This is a genomic window from Bradyrhizobium sp. 1, from assembly GCF_023073315.1.
GTDB lineage: Bacteria > Pseudomonadota > Alphaproteobacteria > Rhizobiales > Xanthobacteraceae > Bradyrhizobium.
On the sequence record NZ_JADPJH010000039.1, the window covers coordinates 217,420 to 243,565 of the forward strand.

26 protein-coding genes are annotated in these 26,146 nt (G+C 63.4%); 14 read left to right on the forward strand and 12 right to left on the reverse strand.

Translation table 11 applies throughout. The annotated features are described in order from the left end of the window. Nucleotides 1–20 precede the first annotated feature (20 nt). Nucleotides 21–1,445: a caspase family protein gene (locus IVB29_RS38125; RefSeq protein ID WP_247508572.1), complete on the forward strand. Its 1,425-nt coding sequence runs from the start codon at nucleotides 21–23 to the stop codon at nucleotides 1,443–1,445. Nucleotides 1,446–1,499: 54 nt separating this feature from the next. Here the strand turns inward: IVB29_RS38125 and IVB29_RS38130 are convergent, their stop codons facing one another. Beyond that, the gene (locus IVB29_RS38130) at nucleotides 1,500–2,429 is read right to left on the reverse strand and encodes a LysR family transcriptional regulator (protein ID WP_247508573.1); all 930 of its coding nucleotides are present in this window, start codon (nucleotides 2,427–2,429) and stop codon (nucleotides 1,500–1,502) included. Between the two features lie 155 nt (nucleotides 2,430–2,584). Between IVB29_RS38130 and solA the strand changes: the two genes are divergently transcribed. From solA to IVB29_RS38155, 5 genes are all read left to right on the forward strand, one after another. Further along, a complete protein-coding gene (gene solA / locus IVB29_RS38135; protein ID WP_247508574.1) occupies nucleotides 2,585–3,754 on the forward strand; it encodes an N-methyl-L-tryptophan oxidase in 1,170 nt (389 codons plus the stop codon). Nucleotides 3,755–3,830: 76 nt separating this feature from the next. Further along, a complete protein-coding gene (locus IVB29_RS38140; RefSeq protein WP_247508575.1) occupies nucleotides 3,831–4,643 on the forward strand; it encodes a transporter substrate-binding domain-containing protein in 813 nt (270 codons plus the stop codon). 98 nt (nucleotides 4,644–4,741) lie between these two features. Continuing rightward, nucleotides 4,742–5,485, forward strand: coding sequence for an amino acid ABC transporter permease (locus tag IVB29_RS38145; protein ID WP_247508576.1), 744 nt, complete (start codon nucleotides 4,742–4,744; stop codon nucleotides 5,483–5,485). Then, nucleotides 5,482–6,324, forward strand: coding sequence for an ABC transporter permease subunit (locus IVB29_RS38150; protein WP_247508577.1), 843 nt, complete (start codon nucleotides 5,482–5,484; stop codon nucleotides 6,322–6,324). The genes IVB29_RS38145 and IVB29_RS38150 overlap by 4 nt, the downstream gene beginning before the upstream one ends. Before the next feature lie 11 nt (nucleotides 6,325–6,335). Beyond that, nucleotides 6,336–7,088, forward strand: a complete 753-nt coding sequence (locus IVB29_RS38155) for an amino acid ABC transporter ATP-binding protein (protein WP_247508578.1) — start codon at nucleotides 6,336–6,338, stop codon at nucleotides 7,086–7,088. Nucleotides 7,089–7,145: 57 nt separating this feature from the next. Here the strand turns inward: IVB29_RS38155 and IVB29_RS38160 are convergent, their stop codons facing one another. Beyond that, on the reverse strand, nucleotides 7,146–7,388 hold the full coding sequence (locus tag IVB29_RS38160; RefSeq protein ID WP_247508579.1) for a BrnA antitoxin family protein: 243 nt from the start codon (nucleotides 7,386–7,388) through the stop codon (nucleotides 7,146–7,148). A gap of 3 nt (nucleotides 7,389–7,391) precedes the next feature. Next, entirely contained in the window at nucleotides 7,392–8,369 is a 978-nt protein-coding gene (gene cysK, locus IVB29_RS38165) for a cysteine synthase A (protein WP_247508618.1), read from the reverse strand. Nucleotides 8,370–8,702: 333 nt separating this feature from the next. Here cysK and IVB29_RS38170 point away from each other — a divergent pair, with 333 nt between their 5' ends. Beyond that, nucleotides 8,703–9,812 carry an acyltransferase gene (locus IVB29_RS38170; RefSeq protein WP_247508580.1) on the forward strand — a complete coding sequence of 370 codons (1,110 nt, stop codon included), beginning with the start codon at nucleotides 8,703–8,705 and terminating at the stop codon, nucleotides 9,810–9,812. A 202-nt stretch (nucleotides 9,813–10,014) separates the two neighbouring features. Then, nucleotides 10,015–10,230, forward strand: coding sequence for a hypothetical protein (locus IVB29_RS38175; protein ID WP_247508581.1), 216 nt, complete (start codon nucleotides 10,015–10,017; stop codon nucleotides 10,228–10,230). A gap of 13 nt (nucleotides 10,231–10,243) precedes the next feature. Here the strand turns inward: IVB29_RS38175 and tgt are convergent, their stop codons facing one another. Then, entirely contained in the window at nucleotides 10,244–11,392 is a 1,149-nt protein-coding gene (gene tgt, locus IVB29_RS38180; protein ID WP_247508582.1) for a tRNA guanosine(34) transglycosylase Tgt, read from the reverse strand. A 183-nt stretch (nucleotides 11,393–11,575) separates the two neighbouring features. Here tgt and IVB29_RS38185 point away from each other — a divergent pair, with 183 nt between their 5' ends. The 4 genes from IVB29_RS38185 (at nucleotide 11,576) to IVB29_RS38200 (ending at nucleotide 15,781) form a co-directional block, all read left to right on the forward strand. Then, nucleotides 11,576–12,784: a patatin-like phospholipase family protein gene (locus IVB29_RS38185; RefSeq protein ID WP_247508583.1), complete on the forward strand. Its 1,209-nt coding sequence runs from the start codon at nucleotides 11,576–11,578 to the stop codon at nucleotides 12,782–12,784. Nucleotides 12,785–12,913: 129 nt separating this feature from the next. After that, the gene (locus tag IVB29_RS38190; protein ID WP_247508584.1) at nucleotides 12,914–13,660 is read left to right on the forward strand and encodes a TetR/AcrR family transcriptional regulator; all 747 of its coding nucleotides are present in this window, start codon (nucleotides 12,914–12,916) and stop codon (nucleotides 13,658–13,660) included. A 252-nt stretch (nucleotides 13,661–13,912) separates the two neighbouring features. Beyond that, nucleotides 13,913–14,515, forward strand: coding sequence for a PepSY domain-containing protein (locus tag IVB29_RS38195; RefSeq protein WP_247508585.1), 603 nt, complete (start codon nucleotides 13,913–13,915; stop codon nucleotides 14,513–14,515). A 228-nt stretch (nucleotides 14,516–14,743) separates the two neighbouring features. Then, on the forward strand, nucleotides 14,744–15,781 hold the full coding sequence (locus IVB29_RS38200) for an aspartate-semialdehyde dehydrogenase (RefSeq protein ID WP_247508586.1): 1,038 nt from the start codon (nucleotides 14,744–14,746) through the stop codon (nucleotides 15,779–15,781). A 77-nt stretch (nucleotides 15,782–15,858) separates the two neighbouring features. On the opposite strand, the gene IVB29_RS38205 is transcribed toward IVB29_RS38200, so the two are convergent. From IVB29_RS38205 to coaD, 6 genes are all read right to left on the reverse strand, one after another. After that, on the reverse strand, nucleotides 15,859–16,086 hold the full coding sequence (locus IVB29_RS38205) for a hypothetical protein (protein ID WP_247508587.1): 228 nt from the start codon (nucleotides 16,084–16,086) through the stop codon (nucleotides 15,859–15,861). Nucleotides 16,087–16,157: 71 nt separating this feature from the next. After that, the gene (queA, locus tag IVB29_RS38210; protein ID WP_247508588.1) at nucleotides 16,158–17,249 is read right to left on the reverse strand and encodes a tRNA preQ1(34) S-adenosylmethionine ribosyltransferase-isomerase QueA; all 1,092 of its coding nucleotides are present in this window, start codon (nucleotides 17,247–17,249) and stop codon (nucleotides 16,158–16,160) included. A gap of 48 nt (nucleotides 17,250–17,297) precedes the next feature. Next, nucleotides 17,298–17,762 (reverse strand): peptidylprolyl isomerase, encoded by a 465-nt coding sequence (locus IVB29_RS38215; protein ID WP_247508589.1) that lies wholly within the window; start codon nucleotides 17,760–17,762, stop codon nucleotides 17,298–17,300. Then, complete coding sequence (locus tag IVB29_RS38220) at nucleotides 17,759–18,169, reverse strand: TonB C-terminal domain-containing protein (RefSeq protein WP_247508590.1); 411 nt, start codon at nucleotides 18,167–18,169, stop codon at nucleotides 17,759–17,761. The genes IVB29_RS38215 and IVB29_RS38220 overlap by 4 nt, the downstream gene beginning before the upstream one ends. Before the next feature lie 8 nt (nucleotides 18,170–18,177). Then, nucleotides 18,178–18,753 carry a peptidylprolyl isomerase gene (locus IVB29_RS38225; protein WP_247508591.1) on the reverse strand — a complete coding sequence of 192 codons (576 nt, stop codon included), beginning with the start codon at nucleotides 18,751–18,753 and terminating at the stop codon, nucleotides 18,178–18,180. A gap of 38 nt (nucleotides 18,754–18,791) precedes the next feature. Next, entirely contained in the window at nucleotides 18,792–19,289 is a 498-nt protein-coding gene (coaD, locus tag IVB29_RS38230; RefSeq protein ID WP_247508592.1) for a pantetheine-phosphate adenylyltransferase, read from the reverse strand. A gap of 260 nt (nucleotides 19,290–19,549) precedes the next feature. Here coaD and IVB29_RS38235 point away from each other — a divergent pair, with 260 nt between their 5' ends. After that, nucleotides 19,550–19,810 (forward strand): hypothetical protein, encoded by a 261-nt coding sequence (locus tag IVB29_RS38235; protein WP_247508593.1) that lies wholly within the window; start codon nucleotides 19,550–19,552, stop codon nucleotides 19,808–19,810. Between the two features lie 241 nt (nucleotides 19,811–20,051). Then, complete coding sequence (locus IVB29_RS38240; RefSeq protein WP_247508594.1) at nucleotides 20,052–21,905, forward strand: KUP/HAK/KT family potassium transporter; 1,854 nt, start codon at nucleotides 20,052–20,054, stop codon at nucleotides 21,903–21,905. 198 nt (nucleotides 21,906–22,103) lie between these two features. Here IVB29_RS38240 and gyrA read toward each other — a convergent pair whose 3' ends face one another. After that, the gene (gene gyrA / locus IVB29_RS38245; protein WP_247508595.1) at nucleotides 22,104–24,851 is read right to left on the reverse strand and encodes a DNA gyrase subunit A; all 2,748 of its coding nucleotides are present in this window, start codon (nucleotides 24,849–24,851) and stop codon (nucleotides 22,104–22,106) included. 357 nt (nucleotides 24,852–25,208) lie between these two features. Further along, a complete protein-coding gene (locus tag IVB29_RS38250) occupies nucleotides 25,209–25,709 on the reverse strand; it encodes a single-stranded DNA-binding protein (RefSeq protein ID WP_247508596.1) in 501 nt (166 codons plus the stop codon). Nucleotides 25,710–26,146 lie beyond the last annotated feature (437 nt).

Genomic DNA, 26,146 nt, shown 5'->3' on the forward strand with positions numbered 1-26,146 from the left:
GATTCTGTTGGGGATTTCAGATGCGCACTCTCACCCTTCTCGCTTCGCTGATGTGCATGGCACTGTCGGTCAGCGCCGCCAAGGCCGACCGCCGCGTCGCTTTCGTCGTCGGCAACGGCGCCTACAAGAACGTCGCGCAATTGCCGAACCCGCCGATCGACGCCAAGGCGATGGCATCGACGCTGCGCAATGTCGGCTTCGAGGTGATCGAAGGATCCAATCTCACCCGTGACCAGATGACGGAGAAGCTCCTCGACTTCGGTCGCAAGGCCCAGGGCTCCGATGTCGCGGTGTTCTATTACGCCGGCCACGGCATCGCCGTCGGCGGCTCCAACTATCTCCTGCCGGTCGATGCCGACATCAAATCGGAAATGGACGTCAAGCTCGGCGCCGCCATCAACATCGACCTGACGCTCGACCAGACCATGGGCGACGCCAAGGTCAAGCTCGTCTTCCTCGACGCCTGCCGCGACAATCCGTTCGCCGCCAAGATCAAGTCGAACTCGGCGACCCGCAGCGTCAACGTACAGAGCGGCCTTGCCGAGATGAAGTCCGGCGAAGGCACGCTGATCGCATTCGCCACCGGCCCGGGCCAGACTGCGCTCGACGGCCAGGAAGGCAACAACAGCCCGTTCACCCGTGCGCTGATCGACAACATCACCAAACCCGGCGTCGAGATCCAGCAGGCGATGACGTCGGTGCGCGCCCAGGTCAACGAAGAGACCCACAAGGGCCAGCTTCCCTGGGGCCACACCAATTTGATCGGCGCGGTCTATCTGAACCAGGCGGCGACGACCCAGGTCGCCAACGCGGCGCCGACTGCCGCTGGCAGCGTGCCGGCCGCAACTGCCGGCAGCTCTGATGGTGTCGAACTCGAATACTGGCGCTCCGTGAAGGAGAGCAACAAGCTGGAAGAGCTCAACGCCTATCTCTCGGCCTATCCGAACGGCCAGTTCAAGGCGCTGGCGCTGGCACGGCTTGCCGCGATCAAGAGCGGTCCGTCGACCACGACCCGCAACCTCAACGGAGGCGTAGATCCCGCGACCTTCACCGATGACGCGACCCAGCTCACCGAAGACCAGATCGGCCTCGACAAGGGCCAGCGCCGAGACGTGCAGCGCCGCCTGACCGGGCTCGGCTTCGACACCAAGGTCACCGGCGCCTTCAGCGAGGATACCCGTACGGTCCTCAAGCGCTGGCAGGCCGCGCGCGGCTATCCGTCGACCGGCTACCTCAACAAATTCCAGCACAAGGCCCTGCTCTCCGAGATCGTGGCGACCACGCCGGCCACCGCAAGCGACGATAGCCCGAAGCCGGCCCGGCGTGCTCCGGCCCAAGCCCAGAGCAGCGGCGGCGGTGGCGGCCACCGTGGCGGCGGCGATCCCGGTGCGGCCTTCGTCGGCGGCGTCGTTGGCGGCATGATGGGCGGCATGTTCCGCCGCTGAGGCAAAGGCCTCGCTCGCAAATAAAAGCCCGGCTCGCGCCGGGCTTTTTGATTGCTAGTAATCCTGGGTAAACCAGGGCACGAGCGTCCGGATGCGCGGCATCGCCTGCGTTGTTATGCTCGACCGGGCCATCTCTGCGATGCGCGGCGCCAGTGATGAGAGATCGCCACGGCGGGTCACCAGAAGCAACTCACGAAAAAATCCAGGGCCCGGCAGAGGGAGAGCGCTGACTTGACCAGCGTGAGCGAGCCCCTGCAACAGACACAGCGGCGTCGTGATCGCCACGCCCATCCCGGTCGCAACCATCGCGACCAGGCTGTCCGAGGTGTCAAACTCAAAAGCTCGCGGCGGGCGAATTCCCAAACGGCTCAGATGACGCTCGACCTGAGCACCTGCATAGGAACGCTCGCTGTACCGGACCAGGCGATGCCGGGCGAGGATCTCCCGCAAATCAAGGCCGGTAAATTCGGCCTCCATGCCGCGTGGCACCACCAGCAGATTTGGCTCACGATAGAATGGGAAGCGCTCGATATCATACAGGTCATCCATCGCATCGCATGTGATCGCCGCGTCGATCGTTCGGTGGACCAGCGCCTCGGCATGCGAGTGAGCAAGGCCCGACCAAACGGACAGACTCAGTGCGACCTCGCCCGTCATGAGCTCCTTGACGAGCTGTGCGCCGACCGTGGCGGCATAGGAGTCGATGAGGCCGAGCCTCAGATCGACACGTTCAGGCAGTTTCGCTGCGTCCCGGAGTGCGCTGAGTAATGCATCAAAGTCGCGATTCAGATCGCGAACGCGGCCAGCAAGGATGCGGCCTGCCCGCGTCAGTGTAAGCGGCCTCCGGCTGCGGTTGAAGAACGCGACGCCGATCGAGGCCTCGGCCCGCCGCACAGCCTGAGAGACCGCTGATTGCGTCATCCCGAACTGACGGGACGCCTGAAGCATGCTGCCGGATTCCGCGACGGCAGCGACAATCTGCAAGCTTCGCAAGTCCGGAACGGATGGCGTCATATCCATAACTTAAGCAGAAGTCATATTAACATGCAAATTGCCTTCATCATATGAATTATCCTTGTAGGAGAGCCGCATCCGAAAGCAGAATTCAGGCTGTCCTAACAATTAAGCAGACCCGATTGATGAGCGAGAAAGCGGATATTCTGGTGATTGGCCTCGGTGCCATGGGCAGCGCGGCGCTCTATCAACTGGCCAAGCGAGGGGTCAAGGCGATCGGCCTCGATCGCTTCGCCCCTCCCCACACCATGGGATCCAGCCACGGCGAAACCCGCATCACCCGGCAGGCGGTCGGCGAAGGCCGCGACTACGTGCCCCTGGTGCTCGATACCCACCGGATCTGGCGTGAGCTCGAAGCCGAAACGTCCGCCGAACTGCTGAACCCGTGCGGCCTCGTCGTCATGGCGCCCGGGGTCGGCGAGACGTCGCACCACGGCAAACCCGATTTCGTCGCACGCTCGATCGCAGCCGCCCGGGACTTCGGCATCGCGCATGACGTGATCGACGGGCGAGAGGTGGCTCACCGCTTCCCGCAATTCCTGAACCTCGAGGGAAACGAGAAAGCCTATTACGAGCCCGGCGGCGGATACGTCTTTCCAGAGCGCTGCATCCAGGCACAATTGACGCGCGCAGAGCAGCTCGGAGCAACGATACGCAACGGCGTAGAAGTTCTCTCGATCGCGCAGAAGGGCTCCGTTGTTCAGGTGGAAACGTCCTCGGGCACATTCGAGGCGGACCAGGTCGTGGTGTCCGCAGGCGCCTGGAATGCTCACCTGCTCGGCGCGCCGTTTGACCGCGTGCTCACGGTGAAGCGGCAGGTGCTGCATTGGTACGAGCTCGACGATACCAGCGCGTATCGCGCCAACGCCCCCGTGTTCATCTGGATGCATGGCGCGACGGACGTCGATTACCTCTACGGCTTCCCGCCCCTGCCCGGCGATCGTCGCCTCAAGGTCGCGACCGAGCAGTACGAGACCAGCACGACGGCCGATACCGTCGACCGCACCGTCGATCCGGCGGAATCAGCAGAGATGTACCGGAAGCACGTCGAGGGGCGACTCGCGAGCGCCACGCCGCGCGTCGCGCAGGCGGCCGCCTGTCTCTACACGGTAACGCCCGATCGGGGCTTCATCATCGATCGGCATCCCGACCAGGACAGAGTCTTCGTCGTCTCGGCGTGCTCGGGGCATGGCTTCAAGCACTCGGCCGGGATCGGAAATGTCGTGGCCGCGATGATGACCGACGGTCGAAGCGCGATCGACCTCACCCCATTCTCCGTGTCCCGATTTTCGTGACGTTTGGCACGAACTTTGTAACGCAAAAGAGTACGTCTAACGCGTATCGTGATTGCAATTCTGGAGGTGTCGTCCGATGAAGAATCTGGTCCTTTCCATGATGACAGGTGCCACGGCGCTGCTGATGCTTGGCAGCGCTCAAGCGGCGGACGGCGTCGATACCATCAAGCAGCGCGGCACGTTGAATGTCGGCGTGAAGGCTGACTACAAGCCCTTCGGCTTCCGCGATCCCACGGGCAACGTGGTCGGCATCGAGCCGGATTTTGCCGCGGACATCGCCAAGCGCCTCGGCGTCAAGCTCGAGCTCGTTCCAGTCGGAGCCTCGAACAGAATCGAGTTTCTTCAGCAGGGAAAGATTGACCTGCTGATCGCAACCATGTCGGACCGGCCGGAACGCCGCCGCGTCGTTCAAGCCATCGAACCGCTGTATTATTCGGACTACGTGAACATCCTTCTCAACAAGAAGGCCGGCATCAAGGATTGGGCCGACCTCAAGGGAAAACCCGTCTGCGCCACGTCGGGAGCCTGGTACAACAAGGACGTCGCCAAATCCTACGGCCCCGAGATTGTTGCGTTTGACGGCTCCGAGAAGCCCCTGTTCGCCATGAAGCAGGGCAACTGCATCGGCTATGTCTACGATCAGACCTTCCTGCAAGGTAAACTGCTCGAGGACGAGTGGAAAACGGATTACGACCTCCCGCTCAAAGGCGTTCTGCCGTCGCCATGGATGATCGCCGTCGCGCTCGAAAACACCAGTCTTCAGAAGCTGCTCGAAGATACGACAAAGGACTGGATGAAGACCGGATTCATTGTGGCAGCTGAAAAGAAGTGGGGCATTGCGCCGACCGAGTATTCGCTCTCCATGCACGAGCAATTCAAGGACAAATGAGCGCATGAGCCGGAGCGCCGGAACGGTCCTGCGCTCCGAACAGGTCGAACCCATGCACTGATACGAGGCATCGCCTCAACATCTCGGTGTCGCGCAACATGCAGGCAATCGGCGACTGGTTTCAGCGGCTCTACGAGACGACGGGGCTGAACTTCTCCGTGTTCTACGACGCGTATGATTGGGGCCGCTATCTCAGTGGCCTCAAGATGACGCTGCTTCTGAGCGTCACGACCATCGTGCTGAGCCTCGTCATCGGCGCGGTGGGCGCCTTGATGCAAGGCAGTCCCTCGATGTTGTTGCGGCTGCCCGTCAATGCTTTTGTGGTGGTGTTCCGCAACACGCCCCCGCTGGTCCAGCTCTTCTTTTTCTATTTCGGCCTCGGCACCATGCTTCCGGCCGTCGAGGCGGCGGGCATGCGCGTTCCGCTGCTCAGCAACGTTCAGTGGGCCATCATTTCTCTGTCACTGTTCGCGGCCGCCTTCAACGTCGAAATCTTCCGCTCCGGAATTGAGGCGGTGCCGAGGACGACGATCGAAGCCGCAGAAGCGCTCGGATACACGCGCCTCAAGGCTTACGTCCATATCGTCCTTCCCCTGGCCATTCGCGTTTGTCTTCCCGCACTGAACAACAACCTCGTCAACCTGCTCAAGACGACCACCCTCGCCTACGCGATCGCCGTTCCCGAGACGCTGTACGCGGTCAAGCAGATCTGGTCGGAATCGCAGAATGTCCTCGAAATGATGATCGTGTTGCTGGCCACTTACGGCATCCTTGTTGGCGTCCTCGTCTGGCTGATGCATCGATGGGAGCGGGCGATGCACATCCCCGGTTATGCGCGATGAAGACAGCCGGCTCCGAGCAGAGGCTCGCCGTCCTTTTGCCGTATCGTCTCGTGCCGAGCCGGATGTCAATTCGGATCGGCCCGCTGTCCGCTGCCATCCTCTGTTTCTGCGTTATGATGGCGGCATCCACCGCGTGGGCGCAGACCACACCGACGATGCTCTCCCCGCTGCAAATCATCGTGAAGTGGTCTCCACTCCTGCTGCGAGGGTTCGCCTTCAACATCCTGATCTCACTGCTGGCCATGCTGCTGGGGACCGCCGCCGGGCTTGGCCTCGGTTTGGGATTGCTGTCGGAGTTCCGGCCGCTCGCCGCCGTCAGCTGGCTCCTGACGCAATTCTTCCGCAACGCGCCCTGGCTGGTGTTGCTGTTCTTCATCATGTTTCTGGTGCCCTTCCAGATCACCGTCTTCAAGACCACTATCCCCTTGCCGGATTGGATCAAGGCGACGGTGGGTTTCGCATTGCCTGTCATGGCCAATGTCGCCGAGGTCGTGCGTGGCGCCGTCCGCTCCGTTCCGTCGACGCAATGGGAGGCAGCGGAATCACTCTCATTCACACGGCGCCAGACGATCTGGCTGATCATGCTGCCACAGTGCATCAAGAGAATGCTGCCGCCCTGGATGAACGTCTATGCGCTGGTCGCGATGTCGACGGTCCTCGCATCGATCGTGGGCGTTTCGGAAATGCTCACGCTGACGGCACAGGTCCATGCCGCAGAAGGCGGCCGACCGGAGCTGTTCGCGCCGCTCTACGGCTTCGCGCTGCTGTGCTTCTTTCTCTACTGTTATCCGATCAACCTCTGGACCGCTCGTCTCGAGCGCCGGTTCCGCGTACGCTGAGGGAGCAGAGCATGGCCACGAGCTGGACTCCGGATCAGCCCATCGTCCAATGCGTCGACGTCAGAAAGTCGTTCGGAGCTCTCGAGGTTCTGAAAGGCATCAGCCTGTCGGTCAGGAAGGGCGAGGTGATCTGTATCATCGGCCCGTCCGGATCGGGGAAATCCACGCTGATCCGCTGCATCAATGCGCTTCAACCGATCTCGTCGGGCAGCATTCAGATCGAAGGCATCGAGGTCTCTGATCCCAGGCTCGACAAGCTGGCACTGCGCCGCAAGGTCGGGATGGTGTTTCAGCAGTACAACCTGTTCCCGCACAAGACCGCGCTTCAGAACGTGATGATGGCGCCGATCCATGTTCTCGGCCAGAAACGCGCCGAGGTCGAGGTGCGCGCCCGGGCGCTAATGGCCAAGGTGCGGCTCGCGGGGAAGGAGGACACCTATCCCGGTGAACTCTCCGGCGGACAGCAGCAGCGCGTCGCCATCGCCCGCTCGCTCGCGATGCGGCCGGACATCATGCTGTTCGACGAGGTGACCGCCGCCCTCGATCCGGAAACGGTCAAGGAGGTCCTTATCACCATCCGGGAGCTTGCCGAGGACGGGATGACGTGCATCCTCGTCACCCATGAAATGAACTTCGCCCGCGAGGTCGCCGATCACGTCTACTTCACCGATCGCGGTGTGATCGTCGAACACGGGCCGCCGGAAACATTGTTTACGGCGGCCAAGGACGAGCGAACGCAGCAGTTTCTGTCGCAGGTGCTCTGAGTTCGCCGCCGGGATCCTCGAGCGCGCCGGCTTTCGGCGCCGCCTCGCAGCTGGCGCCTACTTCCCCGCAGCCTTGCGCAGCGCCTCGTTGATGCGGTCCTGCCAGCCGGGACCGCCCGCCTGGAAATGCTCCAACACGTCCTGGTCGATGCGCAGCGTGACCTGCTCCTTGATGCCCGGCGCCACGTTCGGCTTCGGCGGCGCCACGACGACCTTGGCGGTCACCTTCTTGAACGCTGCCTCAGCCTCGCTCCTGGCATCGCCGAGCGTGCGCGGCCGCCTCGGTGGTTGATCCGCCATGTGCTAGATTCCTTCAAACAGAGCCGTGGAAAGATACCGCTCGGAGAAGGACGGCACTATAGCCAGGATGGTTTTTCCCGCAGCTTCCGGCCGCTTGCCGATCTCAAGCGCCGCCGCGATCGCCGCGCCCGAGGAGATGCCGCCGGGAATGCCCTCATGCCGCGCCAGCGCGCGCGTGGTCTCGATCGCGGTCGTCGAGTTGATCTTCACGATCTCGTCGATCACCGAGCGGTCGAGGATGTCAGGCACGAAGCCTGCGCCGATGCCCTGGATCTTGTGCGGCGTGTGCTGGCCCCCTGACAGCACCGGGCTCTCCTCCGGCTCGACCGCGATGACGCGTAAGGAAGCCTTGCGCGGCTTCAGCACCTGGCCGACGCCGGTGATGGTGCCGCCGGTGCCGACGCCGGCCACGAAGTAATCGATGTTGCCGCCGGTGTCGTTCCAGATCTCCTCCGCGGTGGTGCGGCGGTGCACCTCGGGATTGGCGAGGTTCTTGAACTGTTGCGGCATCACCGAGTTCGGCGTCGTCTTCAACAGCTCCTCGGCGGTGGCAATCGCGCCCTTCATACCTTGCGCCGCCGGCGTCAGCACCAGCTCGGCGCCGAGGAAGGCCAACATCTTGCGCCGCTCGATCGACATGGATTCCGGCATCACCAGCTTCAGCCGGTAGCCGCGCGAGGCCGCCACAAAGGCGAGTGCGATGCCGGTATTGCCCGAGGTCGGCTCGATCAGCACGGTATCGGGCTTGACGATACCGGCCTTCTCCATGGCGATGATCATGGCCGCGCCGATGCGGTCCTTCACGCTTGCGGCCGGATTGAAATATTCAAGTTTCGCCAAAATCGTCGCGTTCACGCCGTGCATGCCTGGCAGGCGGCGCAACCGCACGATCGGCGTGTCGCCAAAAGCATCGACGATCGAGTCATAGATCCGGCCACGGCCGGGTTGGTGCGCGGCACCCGTTTTGGACGATGCGTCCATCATGAACTCCCTATGGCGACAATTTGTACGGCCGTGGCGCAGTTACAGACAGCTTGCGGCGGCACGCAAGCGACAATGCGGCCCACATGGAACCCGCCTGATAGCAAAATTATGTGAGCCGGTCGGCCGTTCGTCATCTTCAGGCGCCGGGCTGACCCTCCTGCCGATCCCCGTTGTCAATCTGTTCACGATTGCCGTGCTGAACTGCCGGACCAGCCTCCTGATTACCGCTTGTGCCTTAGCCAGATACCCTCCCGACAGGCGATGTCCGTTGCGGTCGGGACGATGCGGCCGATCTGGTCATCGGACGTGGGTGGAAGCGGCAGATAACGCATGATGCATCGACGGCTCGCCTTCATCGATACCCTGCGCGGGATCGCAGTCCTGTCGGTAGTGGTCCAGCATGCGCTCGAGGTGATCGTGCGGGAGCACCCGACCGGCGCGTATCATGCGATCTTTCACGACGTGATCGGCTACTACATGAATTTCGGCCGGTTCGGCGTCGTGCTGTTCTTCTTCGTCAGCGGCTTCGTCATTCCGTTCAGCTTTCCCAGCAGCGCGTCTCCCGTGAACGACTTTTCGATCAGTCGTTTCTTCCGGCTCTATCCGGCCTACTGGACCTCGATCGTGATCGGGCTGGTCACGATGCAGGCGGTCGAGTCCAAGTCCTATCCCGTGTCGCAGATCGCCGCGAACCTGACGATGCTGCAATCCTTCCTGGAGGTCCCTCATCTCTGGGACTTCTACTGGACGCTGACGATCGAGCTGCTGTTCTATGTTGTCTGCATCGGTCTCTTCGCCGCAGGGCTGCTGAGCCAACGCCTCACCGCCGTCACGATCGTCGTTGCAACCGCCTTGGCCGGCACCGCGGTCGCCGTCCTGGTCGAGGACAGGGCGGCCTGGGTGCTGATGGAGGCCGGGCTGAACCTGTCGGCGATGTTCCTCGGCAAGATCATTCGCGACACCGTCATCTCGGGAACGCTGCGATGGCGGCATGTCGCCATCTGCACGGCGCTTTACGCCCTCTTCGCCATCACGCTGTGCAACAGCCGCTATGGCGGGGTCTACGACGACAATTTCTTCTACAGCTATTCGATCGGCGGAGCCTATGTCTGCGCAGCTCTCGTCTTCATCATGTTCGCCGCGTTCGGCGAACGGATGGCCTGGCGCCCGATCGCGTTCGTCGGCGTCATCAGCTATTCGGTCTACCTGATGTCGCCGTTCGCAATGGTCTGGGTCCATCATTACGCCTGGGTTGGCGACGAGCCGCTGGGATGGCTCGTTTTCGTCGCCGAGGTCGTGGCGTCGTCGATTTTTGTCAGCTGGATGACATATTCCCTCGTCGAGAAACCCGCGATCGCGTTCGGACGCAAGCTCCGCTCGGACCGCAGGAGTCCAGTCGCTCTCGAGCCGGCTCTCAGCCGGCAGGGTGCGTCGCAGTAATCGAACGTCGCGACGCGCGAAGCAGCGCCGCGGCTTATCGCAATGCACACGAGCAGTTTGCGCTGCGAAGCCCGACCGGAAACCGTTGATGGACACGTCAAGGTGATGCCAATTTTATAAAAGCCAACGCCTTTGTGTCGCGACCTCGTCAACGGCTTCTGCTTATGTTAGACTTACGTCTCAAAGCAGGGAGGTCACCACGATGTCAGCAGTTGCTGAAGTGCTGTCGACCGTAGCGCACCACCGCGATCCGCGTTGTAGCGAGTTGCCCACCTGTCCCGTCTGCGCCGACTCCATGGTCGCCGCCGAAGCATCCGCCTATGTCTCGGACCACATGATCAGCTATCTCTGGACCTGCGACACTTGCGGCTACGGCTTCGTGACCAAGCACGCTGTCAAGCGGATCGTCTGCAACTGACGCCTGTCACGCCTTAGCGCGGGGCGATGTCGCCCTTCGCCCAGTCCTCACGCGTACGCTGATAGAACTCCTCAAACGTTCCGTGCGAGATCGCGTCCCTGATGCCCTGCATCAGGGACTGATAGTAAGCGATATTGATCTCGGACAGCAGCATCGCCCCCAGCGTCTCGCCCGCCTTGACGAGATGATGCAGATAGGCGCGCGCGCAGTCGCGCGTCGAGGGCCATGAGCTGTCTTCGTCGAGCGGACGTGGATCGTCGGCGTGGCGTGCGTTGCGCAGATTGACCTGGCCGAAGCGGGTGAAGGCGACGCCGTGGCGGCCGTTGCGGGTCGGCATCACGCAATCGAACATGTCGATGCCGCGCTTGACGGCTTCGAGGATGTCGTCCGGCGTGCCGACGCCCATGAGATAGCGCGGCCGCTCTTGCGGCAGCATCGGTGCGGTCTCGTCAATCATCGCCAGCATCACCGCCTGCGGCTCGCCGACGGCAAGGCCGCCGATCGCATAGCCGTGAAAGCCGAGTTCGACGAGCCCTGCGGCGCTGGCATGACGAAGTTGCGGGATGTCGCCGCCCTGCACGATGCCGAACAGCATGTAGCCGTCGGGGGCGCTTTCGAAGGCGCGCTTGGAACGTTCGGCCCAGCGCAGCGACAGCCGCATTGCGCGCTCGATGTCGTCGCGCTCGGCCGGCAGACGCACGCATTCGTCCATCTGCATCGCGATGTCGGAGCCGAGAAGGCGCTGCACCTCGATCGAGCGCTCCGGCGACAGTTCGACCTTGGCGCCGTCGATATGCGAGCGGAAGGTGACGGCATGCTCGGTGACCTTGCGCAAATCCGCCAGCGACATCACCTGGAAGCCGCCGGAATCCGTCAGCATCGGGCCGTTCCAGCCGGTAAATGTCTGCAAGCCGCCGAGCGCTGCGATCCGCTCGGCGCCGGGGCGCAGCATCAGATGATAGGTATTGCCCAGCACGATGTCGGCGCCCGCATCGCGCACCTCGCGCCAGTGCATGCCCTTCATGGCGCCGGCGGTTCCGACCGGCATGAAAGCCGGCGTCCGCACCACGCCATGCGGCGTCGTCAGGCGCCCGGTGCGCGCGGCGCCATCGGTGGCGAGCAGCTCGAAATGATTGGGGTGATCGGTATCGGGAGGATTCATGGCCGTGCTTATTGCGTGTCAGGCGAGGCCGATCAACCCGCCGCGAGGTGATTGCTGCATCAGTCTGGGACACATTTGACGCGGACGTGATATCCGCCGCATCTTGCTAAACAAAACGATACAGTGTAGTTTTTCCGCGGGGGCTGGACGGGATGCTGCGGCGAGGTTTGCCGGCGGCAGTACATGCGTGATCGCCAGCCACCGCCAATGCCCCCTGCTTCATGTTCGACCGAAACGTCCGCCCCCTCTCGTGGCTGGATAAGGCAGACAGCCGCCCGCCTGACCACAGGGCTGGTCCTGATGTGCATCCTTGCGCTGGGCGCCTGCACCTCCCTGCCCCGGACGCCCTATACGGCCGCTGAGGCCAGCACATCGCGCGTGCTCGATATCGACGGCCTCAGGCGCTACGCCGACGAGCCGATCACCAAATTCGGCTTCGAGAAAGACACCAGCACCGCGACGAAATCCTATCTCGCGCTCTCCGGCGGAGGCGCGGACGGCGCCTACGGAGTCGGCGTGCTCAATGGCTGGAGTGCCGCCGGCACCCGCCCGAACTTCTCCGTGGTCTCGGGCGTCAGCACCGGCGGCCTGATCGCGCCCTTTGCCTTCCTTGGACGGCAATATGACGACACGCTGAAGGACGTCTACACCAGCGGCATCGCGGAGACCCTCCTGAACGACCCCAGCATCATGCGCGTGCTGTTCGGCTCCGGCCTGTTCGGCAATACGCGGCTGCGCGAGCTCGTCGCCCGCTATGTCGGTCCCGAGATCATGACGCAGGTCGCGCGCGAAAACGCCAGGGGACGAAGGCTGCTGATCGTAACCACCGATCTCGACACCCAGCGCACCGCGATCTGGGACATGGGCAAGATCGCCGCGGTCGGCACGCCCGAAGCGCTCAAACTGTTTCGCGACGTGATGGCGGCCTCGGCCAGCATTCCGCTGGTATTCCCGCCGATCATGATCGACGCCGAAGGCCAGGGCCGCAAATTTCAGGAGATGCATGTCGACGGCGGCGTGACGTCGCCGGTGCTGACGTTGCCCGAAGCTTTGCTGTTCCAGGATAGCCGCCTTCCGGGCACCGCGAAGATGGACATCTACATCCTCGTCAACAAGAAGATCGAACGCAATTTCGAGCTGGTGTCCAACAGCACCATCGACGTTGCCTCGCGCAGCCTGTCGGCGATCACACAGTCGCAGACCCGCTCGATCATCTTCTCGACCTATGATTTCGCCAAGCGCAACCGGCTGGGTTTCCACCTGTCCTACATCGCGCGCGACTATCCCGCGCCGCCCACGGAAGGGTTCGACACCGCCTATATGCGGGCGCTGTATCAATACGGATATGAGAAGGCCGCATCCGGCCAGGCGTGGTCTTCGACGCTGCCGTGAACGCGCGTGACGGAACGAGGCCATGCTGAAACCGTTGACGATACGGTCAATTCGGCCAGATTCGCGATGACGCCTCCGCTCCTGCGCGATATAGAGCAAGTGACGAGCAACGCGCAGGAATCATTGGGCATGGGATTGACTGCGACCAGGACCAGAACCGCCGCGTCACGGCGCGAACTGCCGAAGTCGCGCGGCGGCCGGCCGACCAAGTCCGCCGCGATCGAGCGCGACCAGCGGCTGATCGAGGTCGCCACCCGCCTGTTCCTGGATCGCGGCTTCGACGCGACCTCGCTCGATGCGGTTGCGGAAGCCGCCCGCGTCAGCAAACCCACCGTCTATTCCCGTTATGGCGACAAGCGCGGCCTGTTTGCCGCCGTGCTGAGGCGCGAAATCGCGCGCTGGCTCGCGCCGCTATCGGCCGCGGCCGAGATGCAACTCGGCAGTGCTTCGGATATTTCGGTCGAGCAGCGGCTGGTCGAGATCGGGCGCGAGATGCTGACCTTCACCTGCGGACCCGATGCCGTCGCGTTCAGCCGCATGATGACGTCACAGGCCATCAACTTCCCCGACATCGCCAAGCTCGGCAAGGAGGAAGGCTGGTTGAAAGCCGTCGCGACCACCGCGCGCTTCTTCGACCATTTGGTGGCGCAGGGCGCGCTCGACGTCGACGACACCACCATCGCGGCCGAAGTCTTCCTCGACGTCGTCGTTGGTCACAACCACCGCCTGGCGACGTTTGGAACGCCGCCGGAGATGAAGGCCGCGGAGAAGCGCATGCGCGCCGCGATCAAGCTGTTCCTTGCCGGTGCACTTGGATCTGCGGACCGCGTTCGGGGCACTCCCAAAGTCACACCGCGGCGACGCTCGTCCCGCTGACAATTCCGTGAGGTTGCGATCTATCCCCTGGGGCAACACGCGCTCGCCGTTGACCAAAATAAAACGATACGGTATGGTTTAGTTATAAGCGATACAGGCTTCTTTTTTCACCAGCCCCAAAAGAGGTCCGTATCGCTAAGATCGCCGCGGCGGGTACAGCCCGTCGCGACGCTCCGCGGCCGGCCGACGCCCAAGGTCGGCCGCGAATTTTTTACGATCATCCGGCACACTCGCTGGCCGAGAGTTTCGAGCATGACGACAGCCAAAAGATGGACCTCACGACTGCTTGCGATCGCCTTGCCCGCGCTGCTGCTCGCAGCGCCCGCGCAAGCGATCGTGACCGCGGGCACGCCGACCGCGCTTCGCAGTGACACAGATGGTGACACTGAGGCGGACCGCCAAGCGGTCAGCCGCGAAATCGAACGATTCCGCAGCTCCTCGATCTCGATCAGCCAGGCCATGGCGATTGCGGAAGCCCGTCACGCCGGCGCCACGACAGCGGATGTGAGTTTCGACGGCGCTTCGGGCGTACCGGTCTACCGGGTGAAGACCCTGCACAACGACCGGATCTGGCGCCACACCATCAATGCCACGACCGGCGAGCTGATCGGCGGTGAAGCCGCCCTCCCCCTTGCCGAGCTCGACGGCGACGATCGCAGTAATCTCGCAGCGCTCGGTGCGATCAGGCACCGCCTCGCGGATGCTGTGCATGTTGCCGAACGCGCGGCTTCGGGTAAGGCGATCAGCGGTGGCCTCGTGCGTGAAGGCGGCCGGCTCAATTTCGCGATCGTCGTGATCAGCGGCGACGACCTCAAGGAGGTCATTCTCGAGCCGCCCGGCGCCCGAACGAAATAGCGGCGGCCACAATCCCGCCGAAAAGCCATTGACGGGCGTAAAACTCTCCCGCATAAGTCGCCGCCATGTTCACGACCACCAAACGCACGACCAAAACCACCACGGCCTTCGGGGCCCGGGGAGGCGTGCGCGTGTAGTCGTCGACTAAAACGCATCAGCTCTACCGAAGCCCCGCCTTAAAGGTCCGGGGCTTTTTTGTTGTCTAAATCTCAGCTCAACCGAAATGGAATGGAGGACACAGTGAGTAACGATCCCGTCGTCGCGATTGTCGGCGTCACCGGTGCGGTGGGCGCCGAATTCATCGCCACCATGGACAAGCGCGGCTTTCGCGTCGGCAAGCTCAAGGCGCTCGCCAGCGCCCGTTCGGCCGGCAAGACGGTATCATTCCGCGGCAAGGACGTCGTCATCGAGGAGCTGACCGAGCGCGCCTTCGAGGGCGTCGACATCGCGCTGTTCTCCGCGGGCGGCAGCATCTCGAAGAAGTTCGCACCGATCGCGGTCAAGGCCGGCGCGGTCGTGGTCGACAACTCGTCCGCCTTCCGGATGGATCCGAACGTGCCGCTGGTGATCCCCGAGGTCAACGGCAACCGCATCTGCGACCACAAGGGCATCATCGCCAACCCGAACTGCGCCGCGATCACCGCACTGGTGCCGCTCTGGCCGATCCACCAGAACAACCGCATCAAGCGCGTGATCATCTCGACCTACCAGGCGGCCTCCGGCGCCGGCGCCGCCGCGATGGAGGAGCTCGTCGAGTCCACCCGCGCCAATCTCAACGGGCAGGTCTATACGCCCAAGGTGATGCCGCACCCCTACGCCTTCAATCTCTTCAACCACAACACCGCGGTCGATCCGGAGACCGGCTACAACGACGAAGAGACCAAGGTCATCAAGGAGACCCGAAAGATTTTCGAGGACGAGAAGATCGCGATCGGCGTGACCTGCGTCCGCGTGCCGGTGCTGCGCGCGCATTGCGAAGCCATCACCTTCGAATGCGAGAAGCCGATCACCGAGGACCAGGTCCGCGCCATCATGGCGCAGGCCCCGGGCGTGAAGGTCGTCGACGACCGCGTGAAGAACTACTTCCCGATGCCGATTGACGCCTCGGGCCAGGACGACGTGCTGGTCGGCCGCATCCGCAAGGACCTCAGCGATCCCTCCGGGCATTCGATCTCGATGTTCGTGGCGGCGGATCAGCTGCTCAAGGGGGCCGCGCTCAACGCGATCCAGATCGCAGAGCTCTTGCCGCAGCGCGTGATGGCGTAACCAAGACAGCGTGGGGTGGGTGACGCCGACGGAATGCGCTTCGCGCAACCGCAGGCATGACCCGCCCTAAGCGCTGGCTATTTCGTAGTCTGTTCCTTGAAGTCCCAAGGACGTTTGCCGTTGGAGTCCCGGTCCCAGGCCCGTGCCTGCGGACCATCTCTCTCTTCGGCCTTCTCCTTGGCCCGACCAGCCTTGATCTGGTCGCGCACTGACAGTTCCACTTTCGGAACCGCTGCGTCGGGGGCGGTCTGGGCCATGCAAGGATGGCAGATCATGATCAAAACGACGAAGAGGACTGGTTTCATTCCTGCTTGTAGCACGCGCGGGATGTGGCGTCCGATTTAGTTTGCAGCGCAGCAAACCAAGGAATGGGACGTTACCGACCGGGAGGGTCGCCTATTTCGCCCGCAAACAGCAGGCACGCGTCGCCATAGGAGTAAAACCGGTAGGCGTTCGCGATCGCATGCGCGTAGGCCTGCTGCATCGTCTCGAGTCCCGAGAATGCCGATACCAGCATGAACAGCGTCGACTTCGGCAAATGGAAATTGGTCATCAGGATATCGACGGCGCGGAAGCGATAGCCGGGGGTGATGAAGATCGAGGTCTCGGCCGTGAACGGCTGAATGGTGCCGTCCTCGCTGGCAGCGCTTTCGAGTAGCCGCAATGACGTGGTGCCGACGGCGATGATGCGGCCACCGTTCTTGCGAGCGGTGTTGAGCCGCTCCGCCGTCTCGGCCGAGATCGTGCCCCACTCGGCATGCATCTTGTGGCCCTCGGTGTCATCGACCTTCACCGGCAGGAACGTCCCTGCCCCGACATGCAGCGTGACGCGGTTGATGCCGACGCCGCGCGCGCGCAACGCCTGCTCCAGCGCTGGCGTGAAATGCAGCCCCGCGGTGGGCGCGGCAACCGCGCCTTCGTTGGCTGCGAACATGGTCTGGTAGTCGGCGAGGTCCTGATCGTCAGGCGTGCGCTTGGAGGCGATATAGGGCGGCAGCGGCGGGCTGCCGAGATCGGCGATGGCCTGGTCGAGCGCCGGACCGTGGAACGAGAACGACAGCGTCACCTCGCCCTCGGTGCCCTTGGCCTCGACCTCGGCGTCGAGATGGCCGAGCAGGCAGACCTTGCCTTCGTTACCGAAGCGGATGCGATCGCCGGCTGTGAGCTTCTTCGCGGGCTTCACCAGCGCCTGCCAGCGCGAGCCGTCGAGGCGCTTGATCAGCGTCGCCTCGATCTTCGGCTCGGTCTCGCGGCCGATGCGGCGGCCCTTGAGTTGTGCCGCAATCACCTTGGTGTCGTTGACGACGAGCTGATCACCTTGCTTCAGCCATTGCGGCAGCTCGGCAATGGTCTGGTCGCGCAACGCGCCGCCCTCCACGACCAGCATTTTTGCGGAGTCGCGCGGGTGCGCGGGGCGCAATGCGATGCGCTCGGCAGGCAGGTCGAAATCGAAGAGGTCGGTGCGCACGTTTGATACCTTGTCGCGCCCCGCCGAAGCGGGGCACGATCGCAGGCGTTACTCGGCGTCCGCGGCCATCCGCGCCTTGACGATCTTGTCGGGGTTTTGGACCGGCTCGCCGCGCTTGATCTTGTCGACGTTCTCCATGCCCTCGGTGACCTTGCCCCACACCGTGTACTGGTTATCCAGGAAGCGGGCGTCGTCGAACACGATGAAGAACTGGCTGTCGCCGGAATCGGGGCTCGCCGCGCGGGCCATCGAGGTGACGCCGCGCACATGCGGCTCCTTGTTGAACTCGGCCTTCAGCTTCTTGCCGGAACCGCCGGTGCCGGTGCCCTGCGGGCAGCCGGTCTGCGCCATGAAGCCGTCGATCACGCGGTGGAACACGATGCCGTCGTAGAAGCCTTCGCGAACCAGCTCCTTGATGCGCGCGACATGGCCGGGCGCGAGGTCGGGGCGCATCTCGATGGTGACGGGGCCCTGCGTGGTCTCGAGGATCAGGGTGTTTTCGGTGGCGCTCATGCTGGTCTCTCTTGCGTTGGAGGTGAAGTTTTGCGGCTGCGGAACTGGATCGCGAATGGACGCCCTGCGGCGGCGCCGGCCATTGCATCGGTAAATGGCAACGGCGTGCAGCGTTGCAACGCCTCCATCACCGCGATCCGGTATTGCAGCCGGTCATTGTCGGAGGCCTCCGCGGATTCATAGGAAATCCTCGGATGGCCCAAAATGTTTCCGGACCGGTTAAAGCTCACGACGACGGTGATGTCGAGTGGGCGAGCCTTGCTGGCCGGCGGCGGCTTCCAGCAGGTGCGCAAGTGCTGGAAGATGTCCTGGATGGTGTTAACCCGCGCATCTTCGGCGGTCGCACCGGAGATGCCAAGCAGCAGCACCGCGGCAGCCAGCAAAAGCCTGTTGCCGCAGCGCGCCATGGTCCATCCTACTTGATGTCGGAGGCGACCTGGACCTTCACCATCTTGTCGGGATCGGTAACCGCGCCGCCAGCCGAGCCGGGGGGTGCCTTCTTCAGCTTGTCGACGACGTCCATGCCCTGCACGACCTCGCCGATCACGGTGTACTGGTTATCGAGGCTGCCGCCGTCGGCGAACATGATGAAGAACTGCGAGTTGGCGGTGTCCACGCTGTCGCCGCGCCGGGCCATGCCGACGATGCCGCGCGCAAAATGCACCTTGGAGAATTCCTGCTTCAGGTTCGGGTATTTCGAACCGCCGGTGCCGTTGAATTTCTCGCCGTCGCCGGTCTGCGCCATGAAGCCGTCCATCACGCGGTGGAACGGCACGTTGTTGTAATAGCCCTCGCGCGCGAGCTGCTTGAGGCGTTCGGCGTGCTGCGGCGCCAGATCAGTGCGCAGCTTGATGACGATGCGGCCCTTGGTGGTGTCGATGACGAGCGCGTTGGCCTTGTCGAGGTTCGCCGGCAGTTGCTGCGCGACCGCCGGGATTGCGCTGAAGAGCGCGGCAAAAATCGTGGCAAGAATTGCGAGACGACGGATCATGAGAACTCCGGATCAGGTGAGATTAAGGAAGCGCGCCGTTATCCGGCGAATTTGGCCTTGAGCAGGCTGGCTACGAGCGGCGGCACGAAGGTCGAGACATCTCCGCCCATCCCTGCGATCTGGCGCACCAAAGTGGCGGTGATCGGGCGGACCATGGGAGAAGCCGGCAGAAACACCGTGTGCACCTCCGGCGCCATGGCCTCGTTCATGCCGGCAAGCTGCATCTCGTAGTCGAGGTCAGTGCCGTCGCGGAGGCCGCGAATCATGATGGTCGCGCCATGCTTCTGTGCGGCGGTCACGGACAGATCGTCAAACGTCACAGCTTCCAGCGCACAGCCGGCCTGGGCCGCCACCGGCCCGCAGACGTCCAGAAGCATCTTCAGCCGCTCCTCGGTTGAGAACAGCGGCTTCTTGCCGGGATGGACGCCGATCGCGACCACCAGCCTGTCGCACAGGGGAACGGCATGCCGGACGACGTCCAGATGGCCGTTGGTGATGGGGTCGAAGGAACCCGGATAAAAGGCAATGCGCGGCATGGCCTCCTCCTACCGCGCCCGGCCCGGCCCGGCAAGCCGGGCAGGTTCCTTGTCAGTTTCTTGCCGGTTTTTCCGCCGATCCCTGTCGGAAACCGCCGGATTGTTTCGTCCTCGGGGCAGCCACGAAACAAAACGGACCGCGAACGAAACCATTTCCCGTATCCGCGAAGACGTCCGGAAACTGGCCATGGTTACTAATCTGCCCAACGAACGACGGGCCGCACACTGGGCGTAGCGGCCGCATCCACAGGGGACCGTCAATGATCAAGGCTCTTTCAGCGATCGCAATCGCTGCGTGTGTTGCTACTGCCCTCACCCTCCTGCCGGGCTTTGCACCGACCGTCGAAGCCAGCGTGCCGCAGCCGCTCGCCAAGGCCGACCGTCTCGACATCAGGACCATTGGCAAGGACTGCTCGCAGCAGGCCTGGCCGAATTTCGAAGCGTCCTGCCTGCGCCGTGCCGGCACCAAGACCAACGCTATCCGCGAGGCACGCCTCGTGACCGCCGACCGCACGCCATAGGTTCTGTCAGTTTCGCGTCAGGTACTTCCCGATATAAACTCCAAGACAAACCCCCAAGACAAAACCCCAAGACAACCCCCCAAAGACAAAACCGATGGATATTTGCGACGTCCCGTCGCAGACTGCGTGATGCTCGCGCCCGTCGGAATGGCCCGGCGGGCGCGATCCCATCGGGGGGTTACCTTTGTCCAGTACGCCCGCAGTTGCCTCCGGCCATCCCCCTAATCCGCTGCCAATTGCCATGACCATGGGCGCCCTCGGGGTGGTCTATGGCGATATCGGCACCAGCCCCCTCTACGCCCTCAAGGAAGCCGCCAAGGCGGCCGCCCATGGTGCGACAGTCACTCCCGAAGCTGTCCTGGGCGTTGCCTCGCTGATCCTCTGGGCCCTGCTGCTGATCATCTCGCTGAAATACGCGCTGCTGATCCTGCGCGCGGACAACCGCGGCGAAGGCGGCATCGTCGCGTTGCTGGCGCTGCTGCATGCCCGTCACGCCCAACCCGGCACCTGGCGCGCGCATCTCCTTGTCGTCGGCCTCATCGGCGCCGCCCTGCTCTATGGCGACGGCGCGATCACGCCCGCGATCTCGGTGCTCTCAGCCATCGAAGGCTTGAAGGTCGACGCGCCCTCGCTTGCGCCGGTTGTCGTGCCCATCACCGTCGCGATCCTGATCGGGCTGTTCATGATCCAGAAGCAGGGCACCGGCTTCATCGGCCGCATCTTCGGACCGGTGATGCTGGCCTGGTTCGCCGTGCTCGCCGCGCTCGGCATCCACGGCATCGTCAAGGCGCCGGCGGTGCTGGCCGCGCTCAGTCCGCTCTATGCCTTCGATTTCCTGATCCATCAGGATTTCCACGTCTCCTTCGCGATCCTCGGCGCGGCGTTCCTGGCGGTAACCGGCGGCGAAGCCATGTATGCCGACATGGGGCATTTCGGTCGCCTGCCGATCCGGCTCGCCTGGTTCGCCATCTGCCTGCCCGCGCTGGTGCTGAACTATTTTGGCCAGGCCGCGCTCCTGATCACCGATCCCAGCATGATCGAGAATCCCTTCTTCCAGCTTTGCCCTGACGTCCTGCATTATCCGCTGGTCGCGTTCTCGGCGGTCGCAACCGTGATCGCCTCGCAGGCGATCATCTCCGGCGTGTTCTCGCTGACGCAGCAGTCGATCCAGCTCGGCTTCCTGCCGCGCATGCAGATCCGCCACACCCAGAGCGACGCGATGGGCCAGATCTACGTGCCGCTGGTGAACTGGCTGCTCGCCGCCGCAACCCTCGGCGCAGTCTTGAGCTTCGGCACCTCGGAAGCATTGGCCGGCGCCTACGGCATCGCGGTGTCGCTGCTGATGGCGATCACAACGTTGCTCGCCGCACTGGTCGCAATCCAGTGGGGCTATTCGCCGTGGCTCGTGGTTGCCGTCAACGGCTTCTTCTTCGTGATCGACGTGATCTTCTTCGCGGCCAATTCGATCAAGCTGTTCGAAGGCGGCTGGTTTCCGCTGCTGCTCGCGGCCCTCGTCGCCTTCATGATGATGACCTGGCGCAGCGGCGTGAAGCTGGTCGAGGCCGCACGCGGCAAGCTGCGGCAGCCCGAGGAGGATCTGATCGAGACTGCAGTGAACAAGTGCAGCGCCAGGCTGCCGGGCACCGCAGTGTTCCTGGCGTCGGCGCCGAACGGCGTGCCGCTGGCGCTGACGCAGTTCGTCAAGCACAACCACGTCTTGCACGAGCGCATCATCCTCGTCACCGTGCTGATCGAGGAATCCCCGCACATCACCGAGACGGACCGCGCCGAGGTGATCGAGATCATCACCGGCATCACCCGCGTGGTCCTGCATTACGGCTTCATGCAGAACCCGACGATCTATGAGGGACTGACGCTCGCCTGCCGCCAGGGCAAGCTGCCCGGCATAGACCTCTCCGACATCACCTATTATGTCGGCCGCGAGACCATCATCCCGAGCGAGGACGTCCCGGGCATGTGGGTCTGGCGCGAAGGCCTGTTCGCCTTCCTCCAGCGCAACGCCGAACGCTCCGCCGCGTTCTTCGGCGTGCCGACCAAGCAGGTGGTGGAGTTCGGGACGGAGCTGGAGATTTAGCGGGCCGCAATGACCGCGCAACAATTTCGGTTCGTCGCCGCGGACGCGGGGACCCATAGCCACAGGGAGTAATTTGGCGAAGACCCAAGGCCACAAATCTCGCGCTACAACATCTCCGTGTGGCTATAGATCCCGGATCTGCGCTTCGCTTGTCCGGGACGACAGTGGAGTGGCACGCGAGCGCCACAGGGCTCCGTGTCACTCCCCGTTCGACTCTCCGTTCGTACCATTCCCGCTCTCCGCTTCTTCCGTGATGTGCTCGACCGACACCACGTGCTCGTCCTCGGCGGTATCGAACACGATCACGCCCTGGGTCGAGCGTCCGGCGACGCGGATGCCTTCGACCGGGCAGCGGATCAGCTGGCCCTTGTCGGTGACCAGCATGATTTGATCCGCATCCTCGACGGGGAACGAGGCCACGAGGTTGCCGTTGCGGTTGTTGACGCTCATTGCGACGATGCCTTTGCCGCCGCGGCCCGTGGTGCGGTACTCGTAGGACGAGGTCCGCTTGCCATAGCCGTTGACGGAGACGGTGAGCACGACCTGCTCGGCCGCCGACATCTCGATGTAGCGCTCCTGCGGAAGCTGGAAGCTGCCGGAGGTCGTCTCTTCGGCCTCGGCATCCGCCGCCGGCTCTTCAGTCGCGGCTTCGCCGGCAACCGCGCGGCGCATCTTGAGGTACGCCGAACGTTCGTCCGAACTGGTCTCCATGTGGCGCAGGATCGCCAGCGAGATCACCTTGTCGCCTTCGGCAAGCGCAATGCCGCGCACGCCCATCGAGGTGCGCCCGGTGAACACGCGCACGTCGGTGACGGGGAAGCGGATGCACTGGCCGGCGGCGCCGGTCAGCAGCACGTCGTCGCGCTCGGTGCAGATCTGGACGTCGACGATCGCTTCATTCTCATCAAGCTTCATCGCGATGATGCCGGAGCGGCGGACGTCGACGAAGTCGGACAGCTTGTTGCGCCGGACATTGCCGCCGGTGGTGGCGAACATCACGTCGAGATTGCCCCAGGTGGATTCGTCCTCGGGCAACGGCATGATCGTGGTGATGCGCTCGCCCTGCTCCAGCGGCAGGATGTTGATCAGTGCCTTGCCGCGCGCGTTCGGCGCCGCCATCGGCAGCCGCCAGACCTTCACCTTGTAGACCTGGCCACGCGACGAGAAAAACAGCATCGGCGTGTGCGTGGACGCCACGAACAGGCGGGCGACGAAATCCTCATCGCGGGTCTGCATGCCGGCGCGGCCCTTGCCGCCGCGGCGCTGCGCCCGATAGGCCGACAGCGGCACGCGCTTGACGTAGCCGGCATGGGAGACGGTGACGACCATGTCCTCGCGCTGGATCAGGTCTTCGTCCTCGACCTCGCCTTCCTGCTCGATGATGACGGTTTTGCGCGGGGTAGCGAACTCGGCCTTCACCTCGGCAAGTTCGGTCTTGATGATATCAAGCACGCGGGCACGCGACCGCAGGATGTCGAGATAATCGGCGATCTCGCCGGCGAGCTTGTCGAGCTCCTCGCGGATTTCGTCACGGCCGAGTGCGGTGAGGCGCTGAAGACGCAGATCGAGAATCGCCTTCGCCTGCTCCATCGACAGCCGGATCGTGCCGTCCTCGCTGATGCGATGACGCGGATCGTCGATCAGCGTCAGCATGTCCTCGACGTCCCGGGCCGGCCAGTCGCGCGACATCAGGGTGTCGCGCGCGGTGGCCGGGTCGGGCGAGGTGCGGATGACACGGATCATCTCGTCGATATTGGCGACGGCGATCGCGAGACCGACCAGGATATGCGCGCGATCGCGCGCCTTGGCGAGCAAATACTTGGTGCGACGCGTGACCACCCGCTCACGGAAGTCGACGAAGATCGCCAGCAGGTCCTTCAGATGCATGATCCGCGGACGGCCGCTGTCGAGCGCCACCATGTTGACGCCGAAGCTCGTCTGCAGCGGCGTAAACCTGTAGAGCTGGTTCAGCACCACATCCGGCACCGCGTCGCGCTTCAATTCGATGACGACGCGGTAGCCGTCGCGATCGGATTCATCGCGCAAATCGCCGATGCCCTCGATCTTCTTTTCCTTGACCAGCTCGGCGATGCGCTCGACCATCGTCGCCTTGTTCACCTGGTAGGGAATCTCGGTGATGATGATCGCCTCGCGCTCCTTGCGGATGGTCTCGATCGCGACCTTGCCGCGCATGACGATCGAGCCGCGGCCGAGGTGATAGGCAGCGCGGATGCCCGCGCGTCCGAGAATGATGCCGCCGGTCGGAAAATCCGGTCCCGGCACGATGTTGATGAGCTCCTCGATGGTAAGCGCAGGGTTGTCGATCAGCGCGACGCAGGCGTCGATGACCTCGCCGAGATTATGCGGCGGGATGTTGGTCGCCATGCCGACCGCGATGCCGCCCGCGCCGTTGACGAGAAGGTTCGGGAACTTGGCCGGCAAGACCGACGGTTCGGTCTCGTTGTTGTCGTAGTTCGGCTGGAAGTCGACGGTGTCCTTGTCGATGTCGGCCAGCAGAGCCAGCGCCACCTTCGTCAGCCGCGCTTCGGTGTAACGATAGGCGGCCGGGGGATCGCCGTCGACCGAGCCGAAATTGCCCTGACCGTCGATCAGCGGCACGCGCATCGAGAAGTCCTGCGCCATCCGGACCATGGCGTCGTAGATCGACTGGTCGCCGTGCGGATGATACTTACCGATGACGTCGCCGACCACGCGGGCGGATTTGACGTACTTCTTGTCGGGCGTGTGCCCCTGCTCGTTCATCGAGTAGAGGATGCGGCGATGCACCGGCTTCAACCCGTCGCGCGCATCGGGCAGCGCACGCGCCACGATCACGCTCATGGCGTAGTCGAGGTACGACTTCTTCATCTCCTCGTAGATGGAAACGGGGCGAATGTCCGAGGGTTGCGCCGGCTGGTCGCCGGGCTTGTTGTCGTCGTCAGCCAAGGGGGAATCCGGTGAGTTTTTGTCTGGGAATCATATAGCGCATCACCCCCCTGATAACCACCCTTGCAAGCCCTAGGGAAGCGCTTTTTCCGACTGTTTTTCCAACAACTTAAGGCCCCGCGAGCGGCGTTTTGGAAGGACCCGGAAGGGGCCTTCCAAAATTGCCTTGGACGCCCGGTCAATCGCGCGGCGAATGCTCTCGTCAGCCCGCTTGCCGTGGCTCAATCCGAGCTCACCCCAAACATGAAGCGGGCCCGGAAATCCCGAGCCCCTCCTGTCGATTAGCTGGATTTGCTCACACGACGTGGCAAGCGCCGCCCGATCCGGCCGGCGCGTTCTCGACCGTGCAGTCTGCTCTCAGAACGGGATATCGTCGTCCATGTCGTTGTTGCGGCCACCACCGCCGCCAGCGGCCACGGGGCGGCGCGGTGCGCTGCTGACGGGCCCCGAGGAGCCGAAATCGCCGCCGGGCTCGTCGCCGAAGCTGCCGCCTCCCGCGCCGCCGGCGCGGCCATCGAGCATCGTCAGGGTCGAGTTGAAGCCCTGGAGCACGACCTCGGTGGAATATTTCTCGACGCCGGCCTGGTCGGTCCATTTGCGGGTCTGGAGCGCACCCTCGATGTAAACCTTGGCGCCCTTCTTCAGGTACTGCTCGGCAACCTTGCAGAGCCCTTCATTGAAGATCACGACGCGATGCCACTCGGTCTTTTCCTTGCGCTCGCCGCTGTTCTTGTCGCGCCAGGTCTCGGAGGTGGCGATGCTCAAATTCGCGATCGGCCGCCCGTCCTGGGTGCGGCGGATTTCAGGATCCTTGCCGAGATTTCCAACCAGAATGACCTTGTTGACGCTTCCCGCCATCGCCGCTCTCCACTCCAAATGCCACTGATTCAAAGGCGGGGTCCGCGCGAAACGGTCCTCTGCCACCCTGTTGAGGCAAACCTATACGCTTGCGACGGCGGATCAGCCCGCCACCCCTCAGGTTATCCCCATATATAGCATCGATGACGGGCTCGTTCCAGCTTTGTTCTCAGGCTAGTGCGACCCATAACGGCGGAGTGATCGGACAAAGCAGCCGCAAAAAAAGCGTATACGGAGCGGAACTCGATGGAACCCCTTCCTGAGTTCCCCGAAACAGGAAAACAGCTTAGCATTCATCTACTTAGTTCCCATCCCGTTCGTTCTCGATTGTTGTATTTCAGAGACGGACTCTGGCGACAAACCGGGCTACGTTTGCCTCGGAATTAGAACATATGCGCGTCGCGCCTGACGGCCCACTTCGGGAAATTCGTGAGAAG